This is a genomic window from Terriglobales bacterium (genome assembly GCA_035573675.1).
Taxonomy (GTDB): Bacteria; Acidobacteriota; Terriglobia; order Terriglobales; family Acidobacteriaceae; genus DATMAB01.
Genome location: DATMAB010000026.1, coordinates 79,481 through 106,187 on the forward strand (window position 1 = coordinate 79,481; position 26,707 = coordinate 106,187).

The following is a 26,707-nucleotide window of genomic DNA, read 5'->3' on the forward strand; positions in this document are numbered from 1 at the left end:
CGCGGGAGCCTTCCCGAGGAGCGTATGGCCCATGAAAACCGTCGAGACCCGTTTTCTGCTCTACGCGGTTGTGTTGATCGTGCTGCTCATGCTGTACGGAGCGGCCATTCCCGTGATGCTGCCGGGCGTCGCGCGCATGCTGGGCGGCAACGTGATCGAATACCTGAACCGATCGCTGTTCGCCATCGGCCCACTCCATGTAACGCCCCTGTTCCTGGCCAAGTGCCTGCTGTTCCTGCTGGCCCTGACCGTGGCCTCACGCATGCTCAGCCGTTTCCTGCAGCATCGTGTGCTGCCGCACATTTCGATGGAGCCGGGACAGCGGTACGCCCTGGCCCGCTTCAGCTCCTACATGTTCTTTCTCTTGGGGCTGGCCATCGGATTGCAGTCTCTGGGTGTGGACTTGAGCAGCCTGGTGGTGCTGGCCGGAGCGCTGGGCGTGGGCGTCGGACTCGGCCTGCAGAATGTCGTTTCCAATTTCGTTTCCGGGCTCATCCTGCTCATCGAGCGCCCGGTGAAGGTGGGCGACCGCATCGAGGTCGAAAACACCTTCGGCGAAGTGGTTCGTATCGCCGGGCGCAGCACCTGGGTCCGCACCAACGACAACGTGGTCATCATCATCCCCAACTCGGAGTTCATCGCCGGGCGGGTGATTAACTGGACGGCCAACGACCGCCAGGTGCGCTTCTCCGTGCCGGTGGGTGTGGCGTACGGCAGCGATCCGGAGCAGGTGCGCCGCGCCCTGCTCGAGGTGGCGCAGCAGAACCCCGACGTGCTCCGCGACCCGGAGCCCGACGTCATCTTCACGGAGTTTGGCGAGAGCGCCTTGCACTTCCAGCTTCGCGTTTTCACCACCAGCAAGGTGAGCACGCCGCCCACGTTCCGGAGCGACCTGTACTTCGCCATCTTTCGGGCCTTCGCGGAAAAGGGCATTCACATCCCGTTCCCGCAGCGCGACCTGCACCTCCGCTCGGCGGTGCCCGTCGTGGTGACAGGTAACGCTACCCTTTCCGCCTAGCAGTCTTGGGAGGGCAGTGCCAGCACGTGTAAGATGACTCCCGCATCCGGGGGACTCATGGCTCCTCGCACCAGCGAAGAATGGATCGCGCAGTACGCCAGCAGCCACACCCATCCCGTGAACCGGTTCTGCCACACCATCGGGATTCCCATGATCGTGGTCTCGCTGTTGGTGCTGGCTGGGGAGTGGTTCATGTCCGGACTCTGGAAGCTCGCCGTTGCGCTGTTCGTGGTCGGCTGGATCTTCCAGTTCGTCGGCCATGCCTTTGAGGGCAAGCCGCCTGAGTTCTTCAAGGACCCGCGTTTCCTGTTCGTAGGGGTGCGCTGGTGGCTCGCCAAGTTGCGTGGCAAAGCGTAAGAGATAAGATCGGCTTCAGTCGTGCGGGAACAACTCCGGCAGCACCTTTCCTGATTCTCCCAACACGCATTCATCGAACGCGTGGCGGTTGAGCGGTTCTTCCGGGCCGATGTAAATCGTGCAGGCGCCAGCCTGGCGGGCCGCTTGCGCGAAGCTCGCCGCGGGATAGACCGCTCCCGAAGTCCCCACCGCCAGGAACAGGCTCGCGCGCCCGAGCGCATCCAGGATGCTGTCCAGATGAAACGGCGTCTCTCCGAACCACACGATGTTGGGCCGCCACAGGCCGCCGCACGGGCAGCGCGGCACCTCCGCAAGCGATGCGTAGCTGCGCGCATCCTCGGCCGGGGGTCGTGTGCACCGGTCGCACCGGCTCTCCAGCAGCCGGCCATGCATGTGAACCACACGCTTCGAGCCTGCTTGTTCGTGCAGGCTGTCCACATTCTGCGTGCACAGGAACAGGCGCTCCCCCAGCCGCTGCTCCAGGCGCGCCAGCGCCACGTGGCCGGGATTGGGACGCACCGCGCGATGCACCTCTCGCCGCCACGAGTAGAATTCCCAGACCATCTGCGGATCGCGATGCCAGGCCGCGGGCGACGCCACCTCTTCCACCCGATGACCTCGCCACAAGCCGTCGGCGCCACGGAACGTCGGCAGTCCGCTCTCCGCGCTCACCCCGGCGCCGGTCAGCACGAAAAGCCGGTCGTCATCGCGGATAGGAAGCGTCGTCATCGCCGGAAAAAGCAGAATACCGCAAGAAGACTGCTAGGCGCGGATGCCGGCCCCGCGCGAATAACGCGAGGGCGACGTGCCGAAGCGCCCCCGGAAGAGCCGGATGAAATGGCTCAGGTTGGAGAAGCCCACGGCGAAACACGTGTCGGTGACCGGGCAGCCGTCGCGCAAACGCTGCGCGGCACGCTGCAGGCGCACCTCCAGCAACCGCCGATGCGGCGGGGTCCCCGTCAGTTCGCGGAAAATGCGCGCGAAGTGGTAGGGGCTCATCCCCACTGCGCGCCCCAGCGAGGTCAGCGAATGCTCCTGCGCATAGTCCCTTTCGAAGCGCTCGCATACCGCGCGTACCCGCTCCGCGTACCAGGCAAGCTGGCGGGTCGACGCCACGTGCGTCCTGCGCTCCTCTTCCGTGAGGGTGGCTCGCAGAAGGTCGCAGGCTATCGTTTCCAGTGCCATGCTTTCGGCGGCGGGCGTCCGCTCGACCAGCCACTTCAGGTAACCCAGGCGGTTGGTCGCCTGGCGGACGCGGAGGCCCGGCCACTTCGAAACTCCCGCCGTGCGCTGCACGTCCTCGACCAGCCCGCGCTGAAAGGCGAGCGAAAAGCATACGTCGCTGGGGAAACGCTCCTCGTGCCGGCAGCGATAGACCAATCCCGGCGCGACCACGAAGACCGTGCCTGCTCCCAGCCGCCAACTGGCGCGCCCCGCCGAATACCGAAAGGCGCCCTGTTCCACGAAGTTCACCGTGAAGTCCGGCGCCACTTCTTCATGCGGGTCGTGGTGCGGCACCGTGCCGGGATGGTCGAAGCGTGCCAGGCTGACCTGTCCGGTCTGGGCCAAGGGGACGTAGCGAATCACGCTGCTAGTCTACCTCCTGGAAACAACTGCGCCTATGGATGCGGCCCAGCGCGCAAAAGGCGCAAGAAAGTGCAAGTCGGCCTCTTGAATTCGGCAAGAAAGCGCAAGCCGTTCCCGCCCTGCGACTCGCAGATTGGTCTGAGGAGGAACATGTGTCATGGTCGCTACCGGATTTCTCTTGGCGTCGCTGATGGCCGCCGGCGCGGCCGCGGGCGACGCCATACCCACGAAAACGCGCCAGGCTGACCGCGAGGCCATCCGGGCGCACATCGATCGCGTTTTTCGCGCCTACATGGCCCGCGACCGCGCCACCGTCGAGGCCACGCATGCCCGCGAGTGGCGCGGCTTCCTCACCCGTTCGCGCGGCATCATCCGCGGCCTCGACGAATACATGCGCGAAGCCGACGCCATCCTGGCCGGCCCTGTCCGTATCACCGCCTACCGCATGCGCGATTTTGACGTGTATTTCCTGGGCGACCTTGCCATCGTCCCCTACATCGCCGACCTCTCCCTGGACGTGAACGGCTCGCCGCGCCAGACCACTCTCCGCGTGCTCGATCTGTATGCCAAAGAGCACGCCGAGTGGAACCAGATGGCCTCACAGGTGGCGGCGCATCCCGATGTGGTGACTTTTGCCGGCGAAGCCCCGCCGCTGCGTGAGCTCGGCGCCGAAGAACGCCGCCAACTCCTGGCTGAGCGTGAGGCCGTATGGCGCGCCTACTTCGCCGCCGACGAAGCCGCGCTGAAAGAGGTTCTTCCTCCCGAACTCATCGGCATCAATGCAGGAGAGGAGGCGTGGGTGGACGCTCCCGCCACCATCACCGCCGCCAAAGGCTTTGTGAATTCAGGAGGAAAGCTGGTCTCGCTCAGTTTCCCTGAGACGCGCATGCAGGTCTATGGCGACGTCGCCATCCTGTACACCACGTGGGCTTACGAGCTGGAGAATGCAGGCCAGCGGGAACGCTACTCCGGCCGCGCCACGGAGATCTTCGTGCGCCGCAACGGCCATTGGGTCAACTCCGGCTGGCACCTGGACTCGGGGAAGTAAGCTCGAGAGGGCATGACTTTGGTCGTGCCCGAAGGCCAGCAAGAAAACAAAGCGGCTGACGCCGCCCCCGGCGTCAGCCGCCTCCCCTTTCGCGATGCTCAGTCTTCCGGCGTCCCTCTGGGTTTGCCCTCCGCCTTCTTCGCGGTCTCGGGCGGGCCCACGTCGGCCGGCATCGTCCCCGTCAGCGACTCCAGGAACGCCAGCAGGTCGGCGCGTTCCTGTCCCGTAAGGAAGTCGAGCACCTTCACTTCCTTGTCGAGGTAGGGATTGGAGTTTCCCCCGCCGATATAGAAATCGATTACCTCTTTCAGCGTCTTGCGGCTGCCGTCGTGGAAATACGGCGCGGTCAGCGCTACGTTGCGCAGCGACGGCGTCTTGAAGGCGCCCCGGTCGGCGTCGCGCTTGGTCACCTCGTAGCGTCCCAGGTCGGTGGGTTGGCCGTCCTTCACCCCCACGCCGATGTTGTGGAACTTGTCGTCGCTGAACAGCGCGTCTTTTTCGCCGATGGTATGGCAAACCGCGCAGTTGCCCTTCGCGGGATCACGGAACACTTCCAGGCCTCGTCGCGCCGAAGCGCTGAGTGCGTTCTTCTGCCCGCCGTAAAAGTAGCGGTCGAAAGGCGAGTCCCCGCTGATCACCGTGCGCTCGAAGCTGGCGATGGCTTTGCCCACCATGTCGAACGTGATGGGACCGGGTCCGAACGCTTCTTCGAAGGCTTGCTTGTAGGATGGGTCGGCCTCCAGCCGCTTTACGCACCCCTCCAGCGTGTGCACCATCTCCACCGGGTTCTGCACCGGGCCTTCGGCCTGCTTCTCCAGGCTGGGCGCGCGGCCGTCCCAGAACTGCACGCTGTAATAGGCGGCGTTGAACACCGTCGGCGCGTTGCGGGTGCCCTTCTTCCGGCCCACGCCTTCGGAGACCGGCTTGCCGTCGGAGAAGCCGAATCTCGGATCATGACACGACGCGCAGGAAACGGTGTTATCCACGGAAAGGACCGGGTCGTAATACAGCCGGCGGCCCAACGCGATGGTGGCTGCGGTCGGCGGATTGTCCGCCGGAATCGGTACCGCCGGCAGGCCCAGCGGCGCCTTGATTTCCACCGGCGCGCCGATCGGGCGGACCGCGGGTCGGACTGCTGTCTGCTGCGGTTGCGGTGCCGGTGCTTCCCGCCTGCTTGGCCAGAACACTACCGCCAGTGCCGCTACCAGGAGAATGAGCCAGATGAGCTTGCGGTTCATGATGCGTCCCAGTGCCTCCGAGATGGGATGGATTGCCTGTCTACGCGAGCGGTGCGACATGCAGCTCGCCTTGCGGGGCGATTTTCATGCTATCGGGCTGCTCCAGCCGGCGGCAATATTCGCACATGGAACTGTGACAGCCCGAAGCGCAAGAGATGCAGCCAATGGGAAGGAGGATGCGAAATCTTGCGGCTCTCTGTGCGCCGCCTTTCTGGATCAGCCGAGGAACTTCAGGAACTCTTGCACCATAGCGACAACGTCAACGCCGTGCTTCCGCCCAAAGCCCAGGTCGTGCCCTGCGTCGCGGACCAGGTAGAGCTGTGTCTCCGCCGGAATCAGTTCGAGCGCCGCCTGCATCTCTTCCGGTGTGCCGAAGTTGTCCCGCGTGCCCTGCACAAAGAATGCCCGCATGCGCAGGTTGGGAAGATGTGCGGTGCGCAGTTGTTCCGGGCGTCCCGGCGGATGCAGCGGGTAGGACTGCAGCAGCAAGGCATCGCCCAGACTGGGATCCTCGGCGGCGACCATGCTGGTTTGCCGGCCGCCGTAGGAGTGTCCGCCCAGCAGCAGGCGTCCTGAAGCCATGCCGCGCATCACCGCAGCCACGCGCCGGATGCCTTCGCGGTCCCGCGCCGCATCGCCCGGACGCGGCGGACCCTTGGCCCGCGCCTGCCGGTACGGCAGGTCGTAGCGCAGCACCGTCATGCCGGCAGCCGCCAGCGCCTCAGCCACGGCTACCAGCAGCGGCGCGCCGCTGTCCGACCCCGCTCCATGCGTCAGCGCCAGGCCGTCGCCCGACGTGCTCTCGGGCCGGTGCAGGTGTCCACGTACCGGGGGATCGGCGGAATCGTCGAAGTAAGGTTCGGCTCTGGCCATGGGCGTGCTGCGCTCCGAATTTCAGATCACTTCCCGGCGCAAGCGGCGTTTCATCTCATACAGCACGCGGTCGGCGGCGCGCAGCAGCCCTTCCACGGTCTCTCCGTCGTGTGGATATTCGGCCACCCCGATGCTCACCGAGAGGGGCGGCTGCTCGGCATCGTGCGCCAGTTGCTCGTAGATGCGGCTGGCCACCTGGCTGGCCGCCGTCGCCCCGGCTTCCGGCAGGATGACGGCGAACTCGTCGCCGCCGTAGCGCCCCGGAGTATCGATATCGCGGCATTGGTCGCGCAGCACGTCTGCCACCCGGCACAGGGCCCGGCTGCCTACCAGGTGGCCCTGCGCGTCGTTGATCTTCTTCAGTTCGTCCAGATCCAGCAGCAGCAGCGCAAACGGCTTCCCGCTGCGCGCCGACCTCCGAATCTCCGCCTCCATCTCCTCGAGCAACCTCCGATAATTGGCCAGCCCGGTCAGGGAATCGGTGATGGCCAGGTAGTACGCCCGCTCCTCGGCGCGCCGCCGTTCCGCCAGTGCCGCCGCAAACGCCAGCGTCATCACCGTGACGATTCCGAGAAACGACTGCAGCAGAAGCAGGGATTCGTGTGCCGTCGGCCGGAAGAAGGGTCCGGATCCCCTCAGTGTGCCCACCGACGCCACGATGGCGAGCAAGAGGATAGCCGTCGACGCCTCTCGCGGGCTGAACCGGTAGGCGGCCCACACCAGAAACGGCAGGCACAGGTACTCCAGTGGGTAGTGCTTGGGCGCCAGGATGTTGCCCGCGAACACTAGATGGCTTATCAGCAGCAGGCACACCGCCAACACCGCCGCTTCCACGCCGCGCACGACCGTCCAGCCGTCGCGCACCCGCGAACTCCACAAAAGGATCAGGGGCGTCACCACCACGATGCCGACCGCGTCCCCCAGCCACCACGTCAGCCAGATAGGCCCGAACTGGATCCATGGAGCGAAGCCCCCCAGCGAAAGACTGATGACGCCGGTCGTCGCCGCTACCGTAGTGCTCAGCATGGCGGCGAAAAACGCGAACTTGAAGGTATCCTGGGCCCGCTGAAATGCTTGCCGCCCTCCGGCGAACTGGTTCACCAGGTGCGCGGCCATCAGTGCCTCGAGCGTATTGCCCACGGCGATGCCGAGCGATGTGGCCGGCGAGCCCGCCGTCGTCAGATTCACCAGGAAGGCGCCCAGCATGATGCCCGGCCATACCGCGCGGCCGAAGATCAGCACCGCCGCCAGCGCGATCCCCGAAGCGGGCCACACCGCCGACGCGCTGGGATGCACGAACGCCAGCCGCAATCCCAGCTTCCCGGCCGCGAAATACACCACCGCCAGGCTCCCGATGATCGCCAGGTTCTTCCTCGTGAACAGGGTCCGTCTCCTTGGGCGCGCTTCCCCGGTCCATCCGCTTGCTCGAATCCGGCCGGAGTCGATTCTTGGACGAAGGATGCTATCACCGCAGAGCCAGCGTTGTTGAGAAACTCTGTAAAATCCGCATGGAATCCTTTGCGACTCGATTCCGCCGGAGCGACGATGACCCATCAGCAGCAGGTTCCGATCCGTACCCAAGGCCATGGGGACATGCATGACCTCACGGCGCAGGTGAAGAAAGTCGTGGCCGATTCCGGCGTTCGCCGCGGGACCGTCAACATTTTCAACGTCGGCAGCACCGCCGCCGTCGGCACCATCGAATTCGAGCCCGGCCTGCAGGGCGACTTGCCGGCCGTGCTCGACCGGCTGATTCCGGCCAGCCGCAGTTATGGCCATGAGCAGGCCTGGCACGACGGCAACGCCCATTCCCACTTGCAGGCGACGCTGCTCGGCCCTTCACTCACCGTGCCCATCGCCGATGGCAAACCCGTGCTGGGCGCCTGGCAGCAGATCTTCCATCTGGAATGCGACGTCCGCGGACGCGACCGCACCGTGGTGATTACCGTGGTCGGAGAGTAGGTGTTTCGGCGGCTGAGCCGAGCCGAGAATTGGAATGCAGCGCCGGCGTTCGTAACCCGCGGACTCAACTTCTGGCGGAGGGACTGGGATTCGAACCCAGGAGAGCCTTCCGACTCTAGCGGTTTTCAAGACCGCCCGTTTCAACCACTCACGCATCCCTCCGCGCGGGATATTGATTCATTCTAGCGGGATTCTGTGCGGCCGAAGAGCAGGAAGCGGCGGCATGCGGTCGACCCAAGAACCCGAAGAACACCAGGGAAGGCAGCAGCGGGCCGAAAAACGAAAAGGCCGGGCGGGTTAGCCCGGCTTCTTCCTTGGCGCTCTAGGCGGTACGGTTAGACCACCAGCGCCAATCTGTTCAGCTCGCGGCGCACGATCTCCTCGTTGCAACCCGAGCTTTCCATCAGAGCGGCGGCTTGCAGAGCGGCGTCGTGACTCAGCCCGTAACCGTGCCCGGTGAAGAAGATCTGCAAAAATTCTGCGGCCTGCCAGGGATCCATTTCGCCCGTCAGCAGGCTCTGACACACGGTGGCAATCTCGACCGCAGTGAATTTCTCGCCCATGACGACCCCACCTCCGACCCGGCCTGGCGCCCCGCTGGGCTGCCGTCCGTCCGAATTGGCCATCCTGCGCCGCATAAGCCAAAAAGCTTACCCAGTTAGATGCAATCTCCCCTCCAATGTCGCTTTCCAGAACAAGAATCGGTAACTCCAATGGATATAACGGATTACACAGACCCAAAACCAGGATGAGACGGTCAGCTGTCCGGAAAATGAGACGAAAACCGTCAATCCGTGAGACACAGCCTGCACTGCGACCCGCGGTGCGGGCAACAGTTTCCCAAAATGGGAAAACGGGCCTGAACCGGGTGTCGGCTCGCCCTGTAGAATCCGTTTGTGCGCCTGACATTGGCATCATGTGTTGTGTTGCTCACGGCGTGCAGCCCTTCCGCGCCGCAACCGGCAGCGGCGGAGCGCGGTGCGCTGACGGTTCCGCCCGGATTCCACGTGGAGGTATTCGCGGAAACGGGCTCGACGCCGCGGTTGCTGGCCTTCAGTCCGGGCGGTGTGCTGCTGACCACGGCCATGGCGGACGGCAAGGTGCTGGCGCTGCCGGACACGAAGCGCAACGGCCGCGCCGAGCGCGTGGTCCCCGTGCTGAGCGAGCTGAATGCGCCTCACGGCATCGCCTTTCATGAAGGCAAGCTCTACATCGCCGAGACCAACCGTGTAGTGCGTTATGACTGGGATGAGGCCAACCTGCGAGCCTCGAATCCCAAGCCACTGGCCGACCTGCCGGGTGGCGGCGGCCACTTCACCCGAACGCTGGTCTTTCACCAGGGCAAGATGTACGTTTCCATCGGCTCGACCTGCAACGTCTGCCGCGAGCAGGATGAGCGCCGCGCCGCGGTGATGGAATTCAACCCGGATGGCAGCGGCGGCCGTGTGTTCGCGCGCGGGCTGCGCAACGCCGTGGGCCTGGCGGTAAGCCCGCAGACCAACACCGTATGGGTGAGCGACAACGGCCGCGACTGGCTGGGCGACAACCTGCCGCCCGAAGAGATCAACGATCTGGGCGCGAGCGGCGGCGATTTCGGCTGGCCCTTCTGCTACGGCGATCGCACTCCCGATACCGAATTCTCGCGCGAAGCCACGACCCGCTGCCCCTCGACCATCCCCGCCAAGTTCCAGATGCAGGCGCACTCGGCGCCGCTGGGCATCGCCTTCTACACCGGGACGCAATTCCCGCCGGAATATCGCGGCGATCTGTTCGTGGCTTTCCACGGCTCCTGGAACCGCAGCGTGCCCACCGGCTACAAGGTGGTGCGCATCGAGGTGAACGAGCGCGGCGAGGCTACCGGCATCTCCGACTTTCTTACCGGCTTTATCGCGCCGGGCGAGACGCGCAAGGGCCGCTGGCGCGGCCGGCCGGTGGGCCTTGCCGTGGGGCCCGAGGGCGCGCTGTACGTCAGCGACGACTCGCGCGAGGGGCGCGGAAAAATCTATCGCGTGACTTGGGAAGGGAAGTAGCCGCTTCGGTCCCTTTCGTTTCGGGGGGGGGGGTACCCCCCTCCCCCCTGTTTTGCGCAAATTCGTAAAAACAAAGGGGGTTAGGCGATGCGATTCCGCCAAAATATTGATGTCAAAGAGCTTAGAGCCAAGATAGTCAAAACAAATGACTTATCATTTTGATAAGTCATAAAACAAGACTATATCACATGTGGGGAATTGTCAAGAGAAATTTTCGACAGCGCCTTGGGGGTTCGAGTTAGGACGAGGGCGTCCTTTGTCTTATGAATGGAACGGGACGTCCTTTGTGCCGAAATGGTCAATTTCCCCACGTAAGCCCTCGTAGGGTCTGTCTCCCCCATGTCTGCGCCGAACGGCATGGCGCAGACATGGGGCACCGCCAGGGTCCGGAGAGTATCCAGGCCGCGCTTTTTGGCAACTACGAGATAGAGAAATGAAAGGCTACGAGCCAGGCAAAACCCACGACCAGGAACGCCGGCATGAGGAAGCGTGAAAGCTTGTAAAGGCGGTCGTCGCCGATGGCTTCCTTGTACTGCGCTCGCACTTCTGCGAGGCTTGCTCTTGGCGGGAGCATCACCTTTCTTGAAAACAGCATTCGTTCCATCTTGAGTTTCACGGCGTTGAAGATCAAGACAATAGCAACACCCAGGAAGAACAGAATTGAGCTCAGGTTGAAGTCGTTACCTAGCGGCCAGCCGTCGCCCGCCTTGGCCTTGAACCAGGTGAGAAACCAAGCGACTGCGAGTACCCACTCCAAAGCTTTGGTCATGCTGGCTATCCGCTTCCCGACAGCTCCGTGATTATCGCGCCACTACGTTCTTCCCGCCGCAATTCTTCTCGTGCTGTTCCAGGATGAAGTTGTCGGTCATGCCGGCGATGTAGTCGCAGACCACGCGGGGCAGGGATTCCTGGCGGGCCTTTTCCTGGTAGGTGGCGGGAAGCATCTCGGGGCGGGCGATCCAGTACTCGAAGAGTTCGGTCACGACGCGCTCGGCGTGGTCTTTCTCGGGGCGCAAGGCGGCGGAGGAATAAAGGTTCTCGTGCAAGAAGGCCTTGGCCTGGAGGCGCTCTTCGTCCACCTGCGGGCTAAAGGCGGCCAGGCGCTCGGGCGAGTTGCGGACATCTTCGACGCTCTTGACGCCGGCTTGGTGCACGCGGCGGGCGGTATTTTCGATGAGGTCGGTGGCCATGCGATTGAGCATGCGCTTGAGGGCTTCGTTGAACTTCAGCTTGTCGAGGGCGCTGGGATACTTCTGCCCGGCCTCGCGGTAGAAGCGCTCGAACACGGGGAGGCCGCGGCGCACCTGGTCGAGCGAAAGGATGCGCGCCTCCAGGCCGTCATCGAGGTCGGCGGTGTTATAGGCGATCTCGTCGGTGAGGTCGATGAGCTGGGCTTCGAGCGGCGGCTGGCGGTCAAGCAGATATTCGGCCAGCTCGGGGAAGCGGGCGGCGTCGTAGTCGCGGGAGTGCTTGATGATGCCCTCGCGAACCTCGAAGGTAAGGTTCAGGCCGCGGAAGCCGGCGTAGCGCAGCTCGAAGTCCTCGACGATGCGCAGCGCCTGCAGGTTGTGGTCGAAGAAGTCGCCGTGGGCGCGCATGGCCGCATCCAGCGCCTTTTCGCCGGCGTGGCCGAAGGGAGGATGCCCGATGTCATGCACCAGGGCCAGCGCTTCCACCAATCCTTCGTTGAGGTGGAGGGCGCGGGCCAGGGTGCGCGAGATCTGCGCCACTTCGATGGTGTGCGTGAGCCGGTTGCGGAAATGGTCGGAATGGCGGCGGGTGAAGACCTGGGTCTTGTTCTCCAGGCGGCGGAAGGCGCGGGAGTGGATGACGCGGTCGCGGTCACGCTGGAAGTCGTCGCGATAAGGGTGGGGCGGCTCGGGATGCCTGCGCCCGCGCGATTCCTCCACCTGCACCGCGTAGGAGGCGAGCATGAGTGGAGTTTACCTCAGCGAGCCGCGGTGAAGGTCAAGGGTCGATACGTAGAGGAACCCGGCTCTCCGCTTTCCGCTCTCCGCTCTCCGGATCAAGCACAGGCGAAGCAAACACCCGTAAGCCGGTCCTGCGGAAAACGGATAGCGGGGAGCGACGCTACTCGCGCACTTGCTTCGCCAGGCGCACGCGAGCCTGTTCGAGCTTCTTCTGCACACGGGCAACTTCGGCGGGGTCAGCGTCGGAGGGCAGGCCGCGGGTCCACTCTTCCAGGGCGCGCTCCCAGTGAGCGGCGGCTTCCTTGAGGCGGCCGGTCTTGAGGTAGAGATCGGCGAGGTGGTCGTGGATGGTGGAGTCGTTGGGCAGGCGCGCGATGGCCTTCTGCAGATACTCCTCGGCGAGCACGTCCTGGCCCATCTTGAAGTAGACCCAGCCGAGGGAATCCAGATAGGCGCCGCTCTGCGGGTCGCGCTGCACGGCTTGCTTGATGTAACCCAGCGCTTCTTCCAGGCGGACGCCACGGTCGGCCAGCATGTAGCCCAGGTAGTTGAGCACCATGGCGTTGTGCGGATCGAAGGCCAGGATCTTCTTGAACATCTCCTCGGCCTGCTCGAACTTCTTCTGGCGCTCGTAGACGGAGCCGTACAAGAACCAGGCGTAGTACTTTTCGCGCGGGGTGGTAGAGAGCTTGTCGGCCTGGGCGATGGCGTCTTCGGCTTCCTTCCAACGGCGCAGGCGGCTGTAGATCTGCGCCAGAGCGAGATGGACGTCGCGATCCTCGGACGTGCCCTTCAGCAGCGCGCGCACCCGGGCGATGCCTTCGTCGGGCTTGCCGCTATCCGCGAGCTGGGCGCCGAACTGGATTTGAAGGTCGCGATCCTGGGGGAACTTGGCGGCGGCCTGCTCGGCCATGCGGAGGGCTTCCGCCCACTGCCGGGCGGCGCGGCGAGTCTCCACGATCTGCTGGTATCCGCGGGAAGCCTGCTCACCGCCCAGGGCCAGCATCTGGGTGAAAGTCTCAATCGCCTTCTCGGTCTGGTGGGCGTCGCGATAGAGATCGCCCAGGCGCTCCAGGAAGACGGCGCGGTTGGAACGCTCGCCTTCGCTGTAGTTCCCGTCCTCCCTGGCGGTGCGATCGAGCAACTGGGTGTAAACGCGGACGGCTTCGTCGAACTTGCCCTGGGCCTGGTAGACCAGGGCCATGTTGTAGTGGACCTCGAGGGAGTTGGCCACCAGCGCGTCGGCTTTCTTCAGGCTGTCGAGGGCCTCGTCGAACTGGCCGTCGCGCCGCTGGATCTCGGCGATGCGCACCAGGGTGGTGGCGTCCTGCGGATCGGCCTCGGCCAGCGCCTTGTACTGCTCCAGCGCTTCCTTGAGCTGGCCGTCGTTGAACAGGTTCTGGGCCAGGCCGCGCTGCCAGTCGAGATTGTCGCTGTCCTGCTCCACCGCCTTGCGGTAGGCTGCGACGGCTTTGGCGTAGTCCTTTTGCTGCTCGTAGCTGAAGCCCAGAGCGGCAAAGATCTTGCCGGTGCGCTCGGCCTCGGGCACCGCTTCCAGCGTCTGGACGGCGCGGGCGTAGTTGCCCTGCTCGGTGTAGAGATAGGCCAGGTTGGTGAGCGCTTCTTCCGACCCGGGATCGTTCTGAAGCGCGGCCTTGAACGCCGCCTCGGCCTGGTCGAGTTCCTTGGCCAGGATGTACAGGCGGCCGAGCAGCAGGTAGTTGTCGGTGTTCTTGGGCTCCAGGCGGACCACTTCGCGGATCTGCTCGAGGGCCCGCTTCAGCATCTCCTGCGAGGAGCCGCTCTGCGAATCGCCCAGGGAGCGCACGTAGATGCGCCCCAGCAGCTTGCGTGCCTCGAGGTTGTTGGGATCGCGCTTGAGGATCTCCTGCGCTTCGAGCACCGCGTCGCGGATGCGGCCCGTCTTGGCGTAGAACTCGGCCAGCTCCGAGTTCAGGAACTCCGAGGCGGGGTCGTTCTGGAGAGCCAGCTTGTACTGTTCCACCGCCTTGCCCACGTACTCCGGCCGGCCGTAGACCGTGGCCAGCTCCTCGTAGATGTGCGCCAGGGTGTAGTGGTAGTAGGCCTTGGCGCGATCCGGGGCCTTTGCCGGCGCTGCAGTCTGGGCCGCACCCGGGGCCGGAGATGGGGTCGGAGGCGGCGCGGCCTGCTTGGAAGCCGGGGTAGGCGCCTGAGTGGAAGGCGCAGTCTGCGGCACAGCCACAGCCTCGGGCTTGTCTTGCGCAGCGAGGGGAAGGGCGAGCAGAAGAGCAAGGGTCGGCAGACGACGAAGCTTCATCTAGGTTCCTTGACGGCCCGGCACGGCGCCATGATTGGTTGGATGCGCGCGGGGCCGACCCGGTACATAAGCCATTTTACGCTGCTCGCGGTGACGGGAGCGAGAGAAAGCGTGGCGAGGCGGGCTGGATCAATGGCGGAAATGGCGTACCCCGGTGAACACCATGGCCAGGCCCAGGCGATTGGCGGCGTCGATGACGTCCTGGTCGCGGACCGAGCCGCCCGGCTGGATGATGGCCGTCGCCCCGGCCCTGGCGATCTCCTCGACGCCATCAGGGAAGGGAAAGAAGGCGTCGGAGGCGGCGACGGTGCCCTTGAGCGGCAGCACGGCCTTCATGGCGCCAATCTTGCACGAGTCCACGCGGCTCATTTGCCCCGCGCCCACGCCCACGCTCTGCCCGTCGCGAGCGTAGACGATAGCGTTCGACTTTACGTGCTTGGCGATCTTCCAGGCGAAGAGCAGCGCGCGCATCTCTTCGTCCGTGGGCGGGCGCGTGGTGACGACCTTGAGGTCGGCTTCGGTGAGCGGGCGCTTGTCGTCATCCTGCAACAGCAGGCCGCCGGAGACGTTTTTCAGCACGCGGCCCGGCGGCGCCGGCGCGACTTCCATCAGCCGCAGGTTTTTCTTGGCGGCGAATGCCGCACGCGCGGCTTCGTCGAAGGCGGGTGCAGCCACCGCCTCGACGAAAAGCTTTGCGACTTCGCCAGCGGTTTCGCCATCCACCGGGCGGTTGAACCCGATGACGCCGCCGAAAGCGGAGACCGGGTCGCATTCAAGGGCTTTCTTGTACGCCTCGGCCAGCGTCTTGCCGGTCGCCGTGCCGCACGGGTTGGTGTGCTTGATGATGGCGCACACCGGTTCGGTGAACTCCTGGGCCAGGTTCCATGCGGCTTCGAGGTCCACGATGTTGTTGAAGGAAAGCTCCTTGCCCTGGAGCTGGCGGCCGTTGGCCACGCCCCGGCCGGAGCCATCGGAATAGAGCGCGGCTTTCTGATGCGGATTCTCGCCGTAGCGCAGGTCCATGGCCTTGGTGAAGGCCAGGCGCAGGGTCGTGGGAAAGGCCGGAGCGTCGGTGAACGCGAAGTCGCCGTCGGCCGGCTGGATGCGCTCGAGCGTGGAGGCAATGGCGGAATCGTAAGCGGCAGTGAGCGCGAACGCCTTCTGTGCTAGACGCCAGCGCGTAGCGAGAGAGAGTTCGCCGCCGGAGTTTTCCATCTCCTGGGCGATGGCGTCGTAGTCGGCTGGCGAAGTAACGATGGCGACGTCGCGAAAGTTCTTGGCCGCGGAGCGCACCATCGAAGGTCCGCCGATATCAATGTTCTCGACAATCTCGTCGAAGCGCACGCCCGGTTTCGATGCGGTCTTCTCAAAGGCGTAGAGGTTGACGACCACCATGTCGATGGGCGCGATGCCGTGCTGGGCGACGGCGGCACGGTGCTCGGCGTTCGAGCGGATGTGCAGGATGCCGCCATGCACCTTGGGATGAAGCGTCTTGACGCGGCCATCGAGCATCTCCGGAAAGCCGGTGAGTTCGCTGACGTCGCGGACCGCCACACCGGAATCGCGCAGCAGGCGGGCCGTGCCGCCGGTCGAGACCAGATCCACGTTCATGGCGGCCAGGCGGCGGGCGAATTCCGCGAGGCCTGTCTTGTCGGTCACGCTGAGGATGGCGCGCTGGATTCTCGGCACAGGTTCCCTCGAAGGCAGGATTGGCAGGGCGCAACAGAATACATGGCGCGCCGGAGGCGCGCAAAGATGTCACAGACACAAGTACCGAGTGGCGAGTACCGAGTGAAAGAGGCAAGGACGGGCTTCGGGACTCGCACCTCGGTACTCGGAAGTCGGAACCCGGTACTAGACTTTGGCTTTGGCCTTCAGGCGGACCTGGCCGTTCTCCACTTCGACGGCGTATTCCACCGCGTGGCAGCCGTAGTCTTTGCGCAGTTGGTCGGTTTTCTTCTTGACGAAGGACTTGAAAGACTCGAAGTTGGCGGCGCCGGCTCCGGCATCACCCGCCTTCTTGCGCGCTTCCACCATGGCGTTGAACAGCGCCTGCACTTTCTCGTGGTCGGAGTCGACATCGGAGCAGGCCACGCGGAAGGGCTCGGCCGCGCGTATCTCCTCGCGCGCCTTGGCTTCCTCCTCGACACGCATGCCCTGGATGCCCAGCACGGCGTCCTGCGGGCGGCGGAAACCTTCCTCCTTGATCTTGACCTTCTGCCGCCACAGGTCGCTGAAGATGGCGTACTTCTGCTGGATGGTGTTGAAGCGGAAGCGCTGCGCGAAGCTCAGCTTCTGGCTGTCGGAGTACTTCTTGAGGAGGGCCTGCACGCGCCATTCGCTGTCGGTGGGGGGCTTCTTGGCTCCGCCGCCGAAGTAAATGTCGTATTCGATCTTCAACCGGCGAACCATCTCGTCGAGATGACTGAGTTCCTCGTCGATGGTCACGGTCCACCTCGCCCACCGGGGAAACGGGAAGCGCGCAGCATGGGCCCAGCGCTGGGGCGCGAAGGGCACTATACCACAGGGCGAGTCTCGAGTAGCGAGCAGAGAGTTCGGGCCGACGACGAGCGGCCCGACCCGTCACGTTGCTTCGAGCCGCTGGCAGGGAGGTTTCGCTGCTCGAAAACTCGTTACTCTGGACTGGGAACTTGCTACTTGCCGCTGTTGACGGCCATCTTCTTGACCATGGCCAGCACCAGCTTGCGGTCGCTCTCAGAAAGGCTGGTGGAGTAGCGGCGGATCTGGGTGAGGAAGCGGACTTCGTCGTCGCTCAACTGGGGCAGCGCACGGGCGGAACCGTTGGAGCGCGCCGGATCGGCGAAAAACTGAGCCAGCGGCACTTCCATAGCTCCGGCGATTTTGGCCAGCGTGTCCAGCGAAGGAATGGTATGGCCGTTTTCCACGCGCGACAGATAGCAACGCAGTAACCCTGTCCGCTTCTCGATGTCGCCCTGGGACATGCCCCTCTGCAACCGAAAGCTGCGGATCGTTTCGCCGATGTTCATGCCGGGTGTAATAACGGTTCTCGAATCGTCTCGAAGTGCGGGAATAGTAGCGAGAGTCCCTCGCTCTTGCAAGCAGAATCTTCTCGGGTGGAAAGAATCGCCCGGACCGCAAGAGCACAACTTTCTGTGCAGTGTCAAACGGGGATGGACTCAGAGATCGAGCTGCATGTAGGTGGCGCTGGCGATGGGATTGGGACGGTAAGGAGGAATCTCGCGAAACCCGAGCGCGCGATAGAGCGCTACGGCTTCGCGCATGGAGTCGGCGATGGTATCCAAGCGCATGCTCCGGTAGCCGATGGCGCGTGCTTCCGCGATGACGCGCTCGGTGAGCGTGCGACCGAGCCGGCGGCCACGGAACACCGGCCGCACGTAGAGACGCTTCATCTCGCAGATGTCGTCTTCCAGCCGGTGCAGCGCCACACAGCCTGCCGCCCTGCCGTCTTCTTCGGCCAGCAACAGGCGGCCGGAAGGCGGTGCATAATCGCCGGGCAGACCGGCCAATTCCTGGTCAAAACTCTGAAAACAAAGGCTGAAACCGAGCGATTCGCCGTACTCGACAAAGAGCTTGCGAACCTCCTCCACCTGTTCGGGGGTCGCGGCTTGGATGAACTCGACGCTCACAGCCTGATCCGATGCGCGGGCTTGCGGGCAGACTCGGAATGTTCAGGGTCAGGTCGTCAGGATCGAATGCCAAGAGCCAATAAAGAATGGCTCCTACCCCATGTGCATGCCGCCGTTCACGTTGAGTACGTGGCCGGTGATGTAGGCGGCATCGTCGGAAGCCAGGAAGCGGACGGCGTGGGCGACGTCCTGCTCGGTGCCGGCACGGCCCAGCGGGATCATCTCCAGCACTTTCTTCTTCATGTCCTCGGAGAGCACGGCGGTCATGGCGGTTTCGATGTAGCCGGGCGCCACGGCATTCACGGTGATGTTGCGCGAGGCCACTTCGCGCGCCACCGCCAGGGTCAGGCCGATCAAGCCCGCCTTCGAGGCGGCGTAGTTGGCCTGGCCGACCTGTCCGATCTGGCCGAAGATGCTGGTCATGTTGATGATGCGGCCCCAGCGTTGTTTCAACATGGAGCCGATGACCTGCTGAATGGTGAGGTAAGCGCCGGTGAGGTTGGTCTGGAGGACGGCGTCCCAGTCGGCGCGCTTCATCCGCATGACCAGTTGGTCGCGCGTGATACCGGCGTTGTTCACCAGGATATCAATCTTGCCGAAACGTTCGAGGGCCGCTTTGCAAGCGGACTTGATCTCCTCTTCGCTGGCCACATCCATGCGGAAGGCGGCGGCCTGGCCTCCGGCGGCCGCGATGTCTGCCACCAGAGCAGCCAGCTTCTCTTCGTTGCGGGCGGCCACGGCCACGGCCGCCCCGTCGCGCGCCAGCTCCAGGGCACACGCCCGCCCGATGCCCTGCGAGGCGCCCGTCACCAGCGCGACATGTCCGGAAAGCCCCGCCACAGTCAAGCGCTCCTTGAGAGGTCGAGATTATACGGGAGACAGAAAGACAAAATGAAAAATGAAAATGCAAAAAAGCGAAGGTCAAAGCACAACCACCAAGACACGAAGGTTTGCACGAAGAAAAAGCCGCGATGAACGTGTCAATCCGTGGCTGCCTCTGGTTCCTCACGGCGAAAGAGCACACGCAGGGCGGGCGGGGCCAGGAGCGTGGTGACCGCGGTCATGAAGATGACGATGGCGTAGGACGATTGGGTGATGGCTCCCAGGTTCAGGCCGACCAGCGCCACGATGAGGCCGACTTCGCCGCGGGGCATCATGCCTACGCCCACGCGGAGCGCGATACGCCAGCCTTCGCGCAGCACCGGCAGCCCGCAGCCGGCGATCTTCGAGATGAGCGCCAGGATGGAGATGGCGACCGCGGAAATCAGGACTGCGGGCGTGAAGGCGTGCAGGTCGAGGCGGGTCCCCATGGTGAAGAAGAAGAAGGGAGCCAGGAACTCGTTGATGGCGTGGACCCGGGGCTGGAGGTTCCACTGGGGCGAGTACTCGGCGAAGGCCAGCCCGGCAAAGAAAGCTCCGATGATGGCCGCCATGCCGATCTTCTCCGCGGCCACGCTGAGGCCCAGGCAGAGGGCGAGGGAGGCCAGAAGCGGCGCATCGGGAACGGCCATCTGCTCCAAGCGGGGTTGCACTCGGCGGATGACCCGCGGCGCAATGAAAATCATGAACAGCGCAAAGGCCACGGCCTCGGCGAAGAGAATGCCCAGGTGAAGCCACTGCACACCCCCCGCTGAGCCCAACCCGGCCACCACAGCGAGCAGGATCATGGCCAGGATGTCATCGAAGACGGCAGCGCCCAGGATGATGCGGGCGGCACGCGTCTGCAGCACCTTCATATCGCCCAGCACGCGCGCCGTGATGCCCACGCTGGTGGCCACCATAGCGGCGGCCACGAACGTGGCCTCCTGTGCCTGTCCGTACCGCAGCATCATGTAGGCGAAGCCGAGGGCGAAGGGGACGATGACGCCGGCCAGGGCCACGCCCAGGGCTTTCCGCCCCACGCGGATCAGGTCCTTGGGGTGGGTTTCCAGGCCGACGGTGAACAACAGGAAAATGGCGCCCAGTTCGGCCACCGAATGGATGGTCTGGTCCGGTGCGACCCAGGCGAGCGCGTACGGGCCGAAGACCACGCCGGCCAGGATCTCGCCCAGCACGGCAGGCAGGCGGAGGCGCTCGAAGATCTCGCCCAGCAGCTTCGCCAGCACGAAGATCAGGAACAGGTTCAGCAGGAGCGGACTGGAGCCGTGCGGCATGGTCAGATTTTTCTACCGCAGCGGGACGCATTCCGCCAGAGAAATCGGCCCGCGATTCAGTCGGCCGCTCTCAGGAACGAAGAGGCCCAGTGGAAGATGTCGGCGCGGCGGATGATCTGCCGCAGAGTGAGCATGCGACGGTGGCGCTCGGCCAGGTCCATGGTAAACGCGCGATGAATGGCATCCGCCACGCCTTCCGAATCGTAGGGGTTCACCAGCAGGGCGCCACGCTTCAACTCGGCGGCGGCGCCGGCGAACTCGCTGAGGATGAGTGCGCCTTCGTGCTCGACCTGCGCCGCGCAATACTCCTTGGCGACCAGGTTCATGCCATCCTTGAGCGGAGTGATCAGCGCGATGGAGGCGGCGCGGTAGTAAGCCAGCAACTCACGACGCGACAGGCTTCGGTACAGATAATGGATGGGCACCCAGCCGGACTGGGTGTACTGCCCGTTGATCTCGCTCACGAGTCGCTCGATCTCGGTCTTGAGCTCGCGATAGCGCGGGATGTCGCTGCGACTGGGCACAGCCACTTGCACCAGCACAATCTTGCGGTGCAGATCGGGAAACCTGGCCAGCAGGTTGCGGAAGGCCTTCAGTCGCTCCGGAATGCCCTTGGTGTAGTCCAGCCGGTCGACGCCCAGGACGATCTGGCAGTCCTTCTGCTCGACTCGGATGCGGGCGGCGCGGTCGGCAACCTGAGGCTCGGAGGCCTGCTCGGTGAAGGTGCGGAAGTCGATGCTGATGGGAAAGAAGCCTACCCGCGCCCGATGGCCGTTCCGCCGCACTGCGAGGTACCGGCCGTCGTGCCCGAGCGTGGCGTCCCTTACCAGTCCGCGGACACACTGGAGGAAGTTACGCTGGTCGCGCTGCGTCTGGAATCCCAGCAAGTCGAATTCGAGCAACGACTTGAGAATCTGGTCGCGCCAGGGAAGCTTGGCGTAGATGTCGGGCGGCGGGAAGGGGATGTGGAGGAAAAACGCGGTGCGGGCAGCGGTGTGCTGCTCGCGCAGGAATCGGGCGACCTCCATCAGGTGGTAGTCGTGGACCCAGAACAGCGAATCGTCGCTGGCCTGGGCAGTCATGATGGCCGCGAACTTGCGATTGACCGTGAGGTAGCTTCCCCAGTAAGCCGGATCAAAATTGCAGCGCGATTGGAGGTCGTGGAACAACGGCCAGATGATCTCGTTGGAAAAGCCCAGGTAGAAGCGAGAACGCTCTTCCGCAGTAAGAAACACGGGTTCGAGACCGTAGCTGGTTTCTTCCGAGGCCGACCGCAATTGCTCGGCGACGGCGGGTTCCTCCTTGGTGCCTGGCCATCCAATCCACAGGCCGGACTCGGCCGCAAGCACGGGCGCAAGCGCGGTCACCAGGCCGCCGGTGGCGGGACGCATGCGCCACTCCGCGCCTTCGCGCGTCAGCACCAGCGGCAGACGGTTGGAGACGACGATCAGGCGGCGGGTCATGGAACACCTTCCCGCCAGCGATGAAGAAAATCCAGCAGCTCTTGCGGAGGCTTGAGCCAGACGTCTGCGGCTGTAGGACGCAACTCGGGCCGCACCAGGATGCGCAGCCCCCGTCCCTCGAGGGCCGCGAACGCGTCCTCATCCGTGTGGTCATCACCGAGATAAGCGGCCGGCGCGGTGTCTCCTTCCTCGTTGAGAAGCACACGCACGGCGTCAGCCTTGCTGCGCCAGGGCACACGCAGTTCAAGCCCGCCATCGAAGTCGCGCAGGTCAAGGCCGTATTTTTCGGCCAACTGCAGCCAGTGTTCGCGCACGCGGGTGCGGAGAGCCCGCGCGTCGGCCGGCGACAAGCCCCGCCAATGGATTGCCAGGCACCCGGGCTTGGATTCGGCATGTGGTTCGAGGCCCGCGGAGGCGACCCAGGAGTCGGCCTCCGCCAAGCCGCGGAGCGCCGCCGGATCCATCGCTGCCGTATACACGCCACCCTTGGGGCGCCGACGCTCGATGCCGTGCGAGCCCCAAAGTTCCACCGAGTGCCGCAGACCGAGGAGCGGCAGCACGTCCGCCACGGCGCGCCCACTGATGATGACCACGCGGTCCCGGTCCAGCGCCAGCAGATCGTCCAACGCTTCTCGTACACCAGGGTAGGGAATGGCCTGGTCACGCTGGGCCCGGAAGGGAGCCAGCGTGCCGTCGTAATCCAGCATCAGCAGCCGGCGCGGCGCGCGCCTCAGCTTGCGATAGAAGGATTCGAGGTCGAACTCCGGATGCAGGATTTGCACAGTCGGGTCCTGAGAACGTCGGTGACGCCGAATCACGATCTGAATTCCTGCGGTGAGTCCGAAGTTGTGGACTGCACCGCCCTGGCGTCGGCGCCGGATGAAAAAATGCCGTACTGCGAACTCTTTATTTTCGCGCGCGCAGCGGGACCATTCAACCGAAATCGAACTCGAGGCCGGGACATTTCGTGAGCCTCCCGAGGCAGTCGCACGAGCGCAGGTCGCATCTAAAATGCAAAGCATGAATGCAAGCGCCCAGATTGCAGCACGCACTTCGTTCGTTTTTCGGTCGGCTGCCCATCTGCTGCGCATTGAGCCGCAGCGTGCAGCCACGATCGCGGAACTGCTCGACGGGCTGCGGACGTGTTCCGATGCTTCGATCTTCGAGCACACCTTCCAGACGCTGCGCGAGCATCACTTCATCACCCGGGGTTTTTCCAACGATTTTGCGCACTGGGTGCTGGCGGCCTGCAACGAGGCCACTCTGGCTGAGCAGCTCACCGCGGTGGATGTAAGGGAATTCACCGATATCGCCGAACTGCGCAAGCGCCTGGTGGACATCCTCGAGGAATACGTCTTCCGGCGCCCGGATGCTGCCCAACGCCCCGGCTTTGAGCCGTTCTACTTCTGCGCCTCCGAGCTGTTCGTGGTTCCCACCCCGTACCAGGCGCGGAATCTCGCGGAATTCGCGGACTGCCTGCGACAGGTGTCGGTGCACAGCATTCACTACCACTTTGTGGATGCGCGCCTGCGCCTGAAGCTCGACTCCAATAATTTCTCGGTGTGGCTGGAGGAAGCGCTGGGTCTGCACGACGCGGCGCAGGCCATCAAGCGCATCGACATCTACACCCTGACGCTCGAAGGCGTGCGGCAGCGGATCCTGCAGGTAGTGCAGAAGGCTATGGACAGCAGCAGGAGTGAGGCGTGAGCCAGAAGAACAACCCGGGGACCGCGGTGCCCACCGAGAAGCAAGCGGGCACGCCACCGCCAGCGCCGCCGACCCCGACCCCCCGCCTGGAGGACTATGCGGCGGTGGTGGGCCGCGCGGAGATCGAGGAATTGCGCTATTTGGCGGGACAGCTTAGGGGCCGGACCGTCAAGATGGTGAACTCGACGGCGGTGGGGGGCGGGGTGGCGGAGATCCTGAACCGCCTGGTTCCACTGATGAACGAGCTGGAGGTCGCCACCCGGTGGGAAGTGATCACCGGCGGCGAGGATTTCTTCGCCGTCACTAAGGCCTTCCACAACGCGCTGCACGGCGGCGCGTATGAACTGACTCCGCAAGCTGCCGACATCTTCCTGCTCTACAACGAGCACAACCGGCAGCGCATGGAGTTCGACGAAGATGTAGTCGTCATCCATGACCCGCAGCCGGCGGGGTTAGTGCGCTCGAAAGCGGGCGGAAGGGCCCGATGGATCTGGCGCTGCCACATCGACCTTTCGCACCCCCACGAGGGCGTGTGGGGATTGTTGCGACCGCTGGTGGAGCAGTATGACGCCGCCATCTTCTCCTCCCCGTCGTTCAGCCGGCCCAACCTGGGCATTCCGCAATACCTGTTCTTCCCGGCCATCGATCCGCTGGCGGAGAAGAACAGGGAACTCGAGGAGAGCCAGGTACGGCAAGTGTGCGAGCGCTTTGGTATCAACCCGAGGCGTCCCATCGTCACGCAGATCTCGCGTTTCGACCGGCTGAAGGACCCGGTCGGCGTCATCCACGCCTACCGGATGGCCAAGCGTTACGCTGACTGCCAACTGGTGCTGGCCGGAGGCGGCGCCACCGACGATCCTGAAGGAGCCCAGGTACTGACGGAGGTGAAAGAGGCTGCGGCCGGCGACCCGGATGTCTTCATTCTCGATCTGCCGCCGTGGTCGCACCTGGAGATCAACGCACTGCAGCGGGCCTCGACCCTCGTGATCCAAAAATCGCTGCGCGAGGGATTCGGCCTGACCGTCTCCGAAGCCTTGTGGAAAGGCAAGCCGGTCATCGCCGGCGCGGTGGGCGGGATTCCGGTGCAGGTGATCCACAAACTGACCGGCATGCTGGTGCATTCGGTGGAGGGCTGCGCGTACCAGATCCGCTACCTGCTGACGCACCCCGAGTTCGCGCAACAACTGGGACGCAACGGGCGCGAGCACGTGCGCGCCAATTTTCTCATCACCAGCAGCCTGAAGCGCTACCTGCTGCTGTATCTGATTCTGCTCAAAATCTCGTCGCCCCTGGTCTCCTAGGCGACAGGCTGGCGCAGGACTTCCCGCACTTTGCTGGAGAGAGCGAGCGGCTCCTCGCGACGCCGTGTACTCCGTGTATCCCGGCATGTAGAGAACGCGGGGCTGATGACCCTGGGCTCCAGAACCTGCTGGCGGCTGAAGGCCAGCAGTTGCCTGGTGAGAGACCAAGCGCGCTCCGCGGCCTGCGCGATCTCCTGCACCTCGCCGGCCCCGTGCGAATTCGGCTGCGCCAGGAGCAGTTGCGCATTACTCTCTCTACTCCACGTTGCCCATGTTCGCCAGAAAAATCTGTGATGGGACGCACGCGACCGTCGGGAAAATGGGCTACGCGACTCTGTGCGGCGCCCACACCACCACGTCCAGCCGCCTTGCGAAATGGAGCAGCGGGGCCGTATCCGGCAAGCGGATTCCTGCCGCTTGGGCGAGGGTGTTGGTTTCGATCTCAGCCTCGGCAGCCTGGAGCGGCCAGGGCGCATGATGGATCTCAGCCGAATGGACTTGATGGGCGGGGTCGGCGGTGAACAAGCAGTACCGCTCCGTCAGCCAATGCTCCAGGGTGCCGGGCTGGGCTGCGCTCGGCGCGGAAACTGACCGGTAGCGCGCGCGAAACTCTGCCGGCCGCGGGCCTTCGCGCCGAGAAGACCGGTAGGCCACAACCTCATTTTCCGATTGCACGGACATGCGCGCGTGGAAGTATGGCAGCCTGTAGCAGGTTCGTGCGGCGCGGCAGGCCAGCCAACTGGCGGCATCGAGGCTGAAAAAGTAGACGCCGGCTCGACCGCCGGACCGCACATAGGTGCGCACGTTGACCTCAGGAAAATTTGCTGCGCCCGGCATGGCCGGCAGCCCGCGCAGCCGAACGCCGCTCATGCGAAAGGGAATCACGCCGACCCAGGCATGATCGTCGTACAGGTCGAGCTCCAGTTGTGACGGGACAAGCTTGCGAAGAGCTGCAGGTTCGACGGGCCAATGGGCGAACAGCAGGTCATGCCAGGTGAAGCAGAGGATCCAGGGCCGCGCCGGCAACGGCCAGGGTCGGTGGGCGACCGTCTTGAGGTGCTCGTTCACGCGATGCGCGTGCGCGCCGGGGGCGAGGGCTTTTCGAGGCGGCACGCGCGGTACCCTAAGTGCGCGGAAATCCGGTGTCGATGGCGCGCCAACCAGCGATACCCGATGCGCAGCAGCGGCTTCATCCCGGGCGCTTGGACCAGCGCCCACAGGGGCCACAACCACCAGACGTATCGTGTTAAGAAGATGATGGCCTCGGCGCCGGCCAGCGCCCGTCCGTCGGCGGTGAGCACGCGCATTTCCTTCAGCAGATCCTCCGGCGCGACTCCGTAAGAGATGTGGAGGCGCGCCGCCATCCACGGCGCCTGCAGCGTCTCGAAGACAAAGCCCTGCCGCCGGAGGTAGGGCGCGACGACACGCACCAGCCTCTGACACACGCCACAATCGCCGTCATAAGCCACCCAGCCGGCGACCGGCCGGTAAGGCGTAATGGAATGGGCGCGCAGTGGGGGCATGGCAATCATCGGGCCAGCGTCAGCAGCTTCTTTGCGCCACCCGCCGACTTCAGGAAGCGCACCATGGCGGCGGTGGGCATGCGGCGCAGCGTGTCGTACCAGTTGGTGATGGTCTCGCAGAAGTCGAGCATGTCGCTCAGGCGCTTGCGGGTGTGAGCCTCGCCGGGCCCGGCGGCTTCGGCTTCCGCCACGCACTCGCGCAGGATCTGCAGCGTGGGGTCGATCTCGCGGCGCTTGCGCTCGTCGAGGATGATCTGGAACATCTCCCAGACGTCCTTCAGGGTCTCGAAGTGGTCGCGACGATCGCCCAGCACATGCACTACCCGCACGATGCCCCAGGCCTGCAGCTCGCGCAGGCTGGTAGAGACGTTGGAGCGCGAGACCGAGAGCGCCTCGGTGATCTCCTCGGCGTGCAGCGGGCGGGGCGACACCCAGAGCAGGGCGTGCACCTGGGCCACGGTGCGGTTGATGCCCCAGCGCGTGCCCATCTCGCCCCAGTGGACGACGAACTTGCGCGTGACCGGCGTGAGCAGAGCCATGTAGCACCGTCCGTAATTTCTGTATAAACAGAAACTACAGTATCCAGGG

27 protein-coding genes and 1 tRNA gene are annotated in these 26,707 nt (G+C 64.5%); 7 read left to right on the plus strand and 21 right to left on the minus strand.

Annotation, left to right across the window (positions count from 1 at the left end; all coding sequences use genetic code 11):
* Positions 1-31: 31 nt before the first annotated feature.
* A complete protein-coding gene (locus VNK82_11765; protein ID HXE91626.1) occupies positions 32-1,018 on the plus strand; it encodes a mechanosensitive ion channel domain-containing protein in 987 nt (328 codons plus the stop codon).
* Positions 1,019-1,075: 57 nt separating this feature from the next.
* The gene (locus VNK82_11770; GenBank protein ID HXE91627.1) at positions 1,076-1,375 is read left to right on the plus strand and encodes a DUF962 domain-containing protein; all 300 of its coding nucleotides are present in this window, start codon (positions 1,076-1,078) and stop codon (positions 1,373-1,375) included.
* A gap of 15 nt (positions 1,376-1,390) precedes the next feature.
* On the opposite strand, the gene VNK82_11775 is transcribed toward VNK82_11770, so the two are convergent.
* Together VNK82_11775 and VNK82_11780 are read right to left on the minus strand one after the other, a co-directional pair.
* Entirely contained in the window at positions 1,391-2,104 is a 714-nt protein-coding gene (locus tag VNK82_11775) for an NAD-dependent deacylase (GenBank protein HXE91628.1), read from the minus strand.
* A gap of 33 nt (positions 2,105-2,137) precedes the next feature.
* A complete protein-coding gene (locus VNK82_11780) occupies positions 2,138-2,962 on the minus strand; it encodes an AraC family transcriptional regulator (protein ID HXE91629.1) in 825 nt (274 codons plus the stop codon).
* Positions 2,963-3,119: 157 nt separating this feature from the next.
* On the opposite strand from VNK82_11780, the gene VNK82_11785 reads away from it, so the two are divergent.
* Positions 3,120-4,010, plus strand: coding sequence for a nuclear transport factor 2 family protein (locus VNK82_11785; protein ID HXE91630.1), 891 nt, complete (start codon positions 3,120-3,122; stop codon positions 4,008-4,010).
* 98 nt (positions 4,011-4,108) lie between these two features.
* Here VNK82_11785 and VNK82_11790 read toward each other — a convergent pair whose 3' ends face one another.
* From VNK82_11790 to VNK82_11800, 3 genes are all read right to left on the minus strand, one after another.
* On the minus strand, positions 4,109-5,308 hold the full coding sequence (locus VNK82_11790; GenBank protein ID HXE91631.1) for a cytochrome c peroxidase: 1,200 nt from the start codon (positions 5,306-5,308) through the stop codon (positions 4,109-4,111).
* 156 nt (positions 5,309-5,464) lie between these two features.
* The gene (locus VNK82_11795; GenBank protein ID HXE91632.1) at positions 5,465-6,121 is read right to left on the minus strand and encodes an alpha/beta family hydrolase; all 657 of its coding nucleotides are present in this window, start codon (positions 6,119-6,121) and stop codon (positions 5,465-5,467) included.
* Between the two features lie 21 nt (positions 6,122-6,142).
* Positions 6,143-7,462 carry an MASE1 domain-containing protein gene (locus tag VNK82_11800; protein HXE91633.1) on the minus strand — a complete coding sequence of 440 codons (1,320 nt, stop codon included), beginning with the start codon at positions 7,460-7,462 and terminating at the stop codon, positions 6,143-6,145.
* 204 nt (positions 7,463-7,666) lie between these two features.
* Here VNK82_11800 and VNK82_11805 point away from each other — a divergent pair, with 204 nt between their 5' ends.
* A complete protein-coding gene (locus tag VNK82_11805) occupies positions 7,667-8,083 on the plus strand; it encodes a secondary thiamine-phosphate synthase enzyme YjbQ (protein ID HXE91634.1) in 417 nt (138 codons plus the stop codon).
* A 72-nt stretch (positions 8,084-8,155) separates the two neighbouring features.
* On the opposite strand, the gene VNK82_11810 is transcribed toward VNK82_11805, so the two are convergent.
* A tRNA-Ser gene (locus VNK82_11810) sits at positions 8,156-8,245 on the minus strand.
* A gap of 173 nt (positions 8,246-8,418) precedes the next feature.
* The gene (locus VNK82_11815) at positions 8,419-8,646 is read right to left on the minus strand and encodes a hypothetical protein (GenBank protein ID HXE91635.1); all 228 of its coding nucleotides are present in this window, start codon (positions 8,644-8,646) and stop codon (positions 8,419-8,421) included.
* Between the two features lie 333 nt (positions 8,647-8,979).
* Here VNK82_11815 and VNK82_11820 point away from each other — a divergent pair, with 333 nt between their 5' ends.
* On the plus strand, positions 8,980-10,113 hold the full coding sequence (locus tag VNK82_11820; protein HXE91636.1) for a sorbosone dehydrogenase family protein: 1,134 nt from the start codon (positions 8,980-8,982) through the stop codon (positions 10,111-10,113).
* Between the two features lie 418 nt (positions 10,114-10,531).
* Here VNK82_11820 and VNK82_11825 read toward each other — a convergent pair whose 3' ends face one another.
* The 11 genes from VNK82_11825 to otsB form a co-directional block, all read right to left on the minus strand.
* The gene (locus VNK82_11825; protein ID HXE91637.1) at positions 10,532-10,882 is read right to left on the minus strand and encodes a hypothetical protein; all 351 of its coding nucleotides are present in this window, start codon (positions 10,880-10,882) and stop codon (positions 10,532-10,534) included.
* Between the two features lie 31 nt (positions 10,883-10,913).
* The gene (locus VNK82_11830; GenBank protein HXE91638.1) at positions 10,914-12,047 is read right to left on the minus strand and encodes a deoxyguanosinetriphosphate triphosphohydrolase; all 1,134 of its coding nucleotides are present in this window, start codon (positions 12,045-12,047) and stop codon (positions 10,914-10,916) included.
* Between the two features lie 157 nt (positions 12,048-12,204).
* On the minus strand, positions 12,205-14,343 hold the full coding sequence (locus VNK82_11835) for a tetratricopeptide repeat protein (protein HXE91639.1): 2,139 nt from the start codon (positions 14,341-14,343) through the stop codon (positions 12,205-12,207).
* A gap of 129 nt (positions 14,344-14,472) precedes the next feature.
* Positions 14,473-16,032, minus strand: coding sequence for a bifunctional phosphoribosylaminoimidazolecarboxamide formyltransferase/IMP cyclohydrolase (gene purH, locus VNK82_11840; protein HXE91640.1), 1,560 nt, complete (start codon positions 16,030-16,032; stop codon positions 14,473-14,475).
* 165 nt (positions 16,033-16,197) lie between these two features.
* The gene (locus VNK82_11845; GenBank protein ID HXE91641.1) at positions 16,198-16,791 is read right to left on the minus strand and encodes an MXAN_5187 C-terminal domain-containing protein; all 594 of its coding nucleotides are present in this window, start codon (positions 16,789-16,791) and stop codon (positions 16,198-16,200) included.
* A gap of 206 nt (positions 16,792-16,997) precedes the next feature.
* A complete protein-coding gene (locus tag VNK82_11850) occupies positions 16,998-17,351 on the minus strand; it encodes a helix-turn-helix transcriptional regulator (GenBank protein HXE91642.1) in 354 nt (117 codons plus the stop codon).
* A 150-nt stretch (positions 17,352-17,501) separates the two neighbouring features.
* Positions 17,502-17,972 carry a GNAT family N-acetyltransferase gene (locus tag VNK82_11855; protein HXE91643.1) on the minus strand — a complete coding sequence of 157 codons (471 nt, stop codon included), beginning with the start codon at positions 17,970-17,972 and terminating at the stop codon, positions 17,502-17,504.
* A 93-nt stretch (positions 17,973-18,065) separates the two neighbouring features.
* Positions 18,066-18,812, minus strand: coding sequence for a 3-oxoacyl-[acyl-carrier-protein] reductase (gene fabG / locus VNK82_11860; GenBank protein ID HXE91644.1), 747 nt, complete (start codon positions 18,810-18,812; stop codon positions 18,066-18,068).
* Positions 18,813-18,952: 140 nt separating this feature from the next.
* A complete protein-coding gene (locus VNK82_11865) occupies positions 18,953-20,125 on the minus strand; it encodes a cation:proton antiporter (GenBank protein HXE91645.1) in 1,173 nt (390 codons plus the stop codon).
* A 56-nt stretch (positions 20,126-20,181) separates the two neighbouring features.
* Entirely contained in the window at positions 20,182-21,588 is a 1,407-nt protein-coding gene (locus VNK82_11870) for a trehalose-6-phosphate synthase (GenBank protein ID HXE91646.1), read from the minus strand.
* Positions 21,585-22,370 carry a trehalose-phosphatase gene (otsB, locus tag VNK82_11875; protein ID HXE91647.1) on the minus strand — a complete coding sequence of 262 codons (786 nt, stop codon included), beginning with the start codon at positions 22,368-22,370 and terminating at the stop codon, positions 21,585-21,587. The genes VNK82_11870 and otsB overlap by 4 nt, the downstream gene beginning before the upstream one ends.
* A gap of 238 nt (positions 22,371-22,608) precedes the next feature.
* Here otsB and VNK82_11880 point away from each other — a divergent pair, with 238 nt between their 5' ends.
* Positions 22,609-23,295, plus strand: coding sequence for a DUF5752 family protein (locus VNK82_11880; GenBank protein HXE91648.1), 687 nt, complete (start codon positions 22,609-22,611; stop codon positions 23,293-23,295).
* Complete coding sequence (locus tag VNK82_11885) at positions 23,292-24,596, plus strand: glycosyltransferase (protein HXE91649.1); 1,305 nt, start codon at positions 23,292-23,294, stop codon at positions 24,594-24,596. The genes VNK82_11880 and VNK82_11885 overlap by 4 nt, the downstream gene beginning before the upstream one ends.
* 324 nt (positions 24,597-24,920) lie before the next feature.
* Here the strand turns inward: VNK82_11885 and VNK82_11890 are convergent, their stop codons facing one another.
* From VNK82_11890 to VNK82_11900, 3 genes are read right to left on the minus strand one after another with little or no spacing between them, the layout of a single operon-like run.
* On the minus strand, positions 24,921-25,709 hold the full coding sequence (locus VNK82_11890) for a DUF2071 domain-containing protein (protein HXE91650.1): 789 nt from the start codon (positions 25,707-25,709) through the stop codon (positions 24,921-24,923).
* Positions 25,661-26,119: a DUF393 domain-containing protein gene (locus VNK82_11895; protein ID HXE91651.1), complete on the minus strand. Its 459-nt coding sequence runs from the start codon at positions 26,117-26,119 to the stop codon at positions 25,661-25,663. Before VNK82_11895 ends, VNK82_11890 begins: the two co-directional genes overlap by 49 nt.
* 5 nt (positions 26,120-26,124) lie before the next feature.
* Positions 26,125-26,658 (minus strand): MarR family transcriptional regulator, encoded by a 534-nt coding sequence (locus VNK82_11900; protein HXE91652.1) that lies wholly within the window; start codon positions 26,656-26,658, stop codon positions 26,125-26,127.
* Positions 26,659-26,707: the final 49 nt, after the last annotated feature.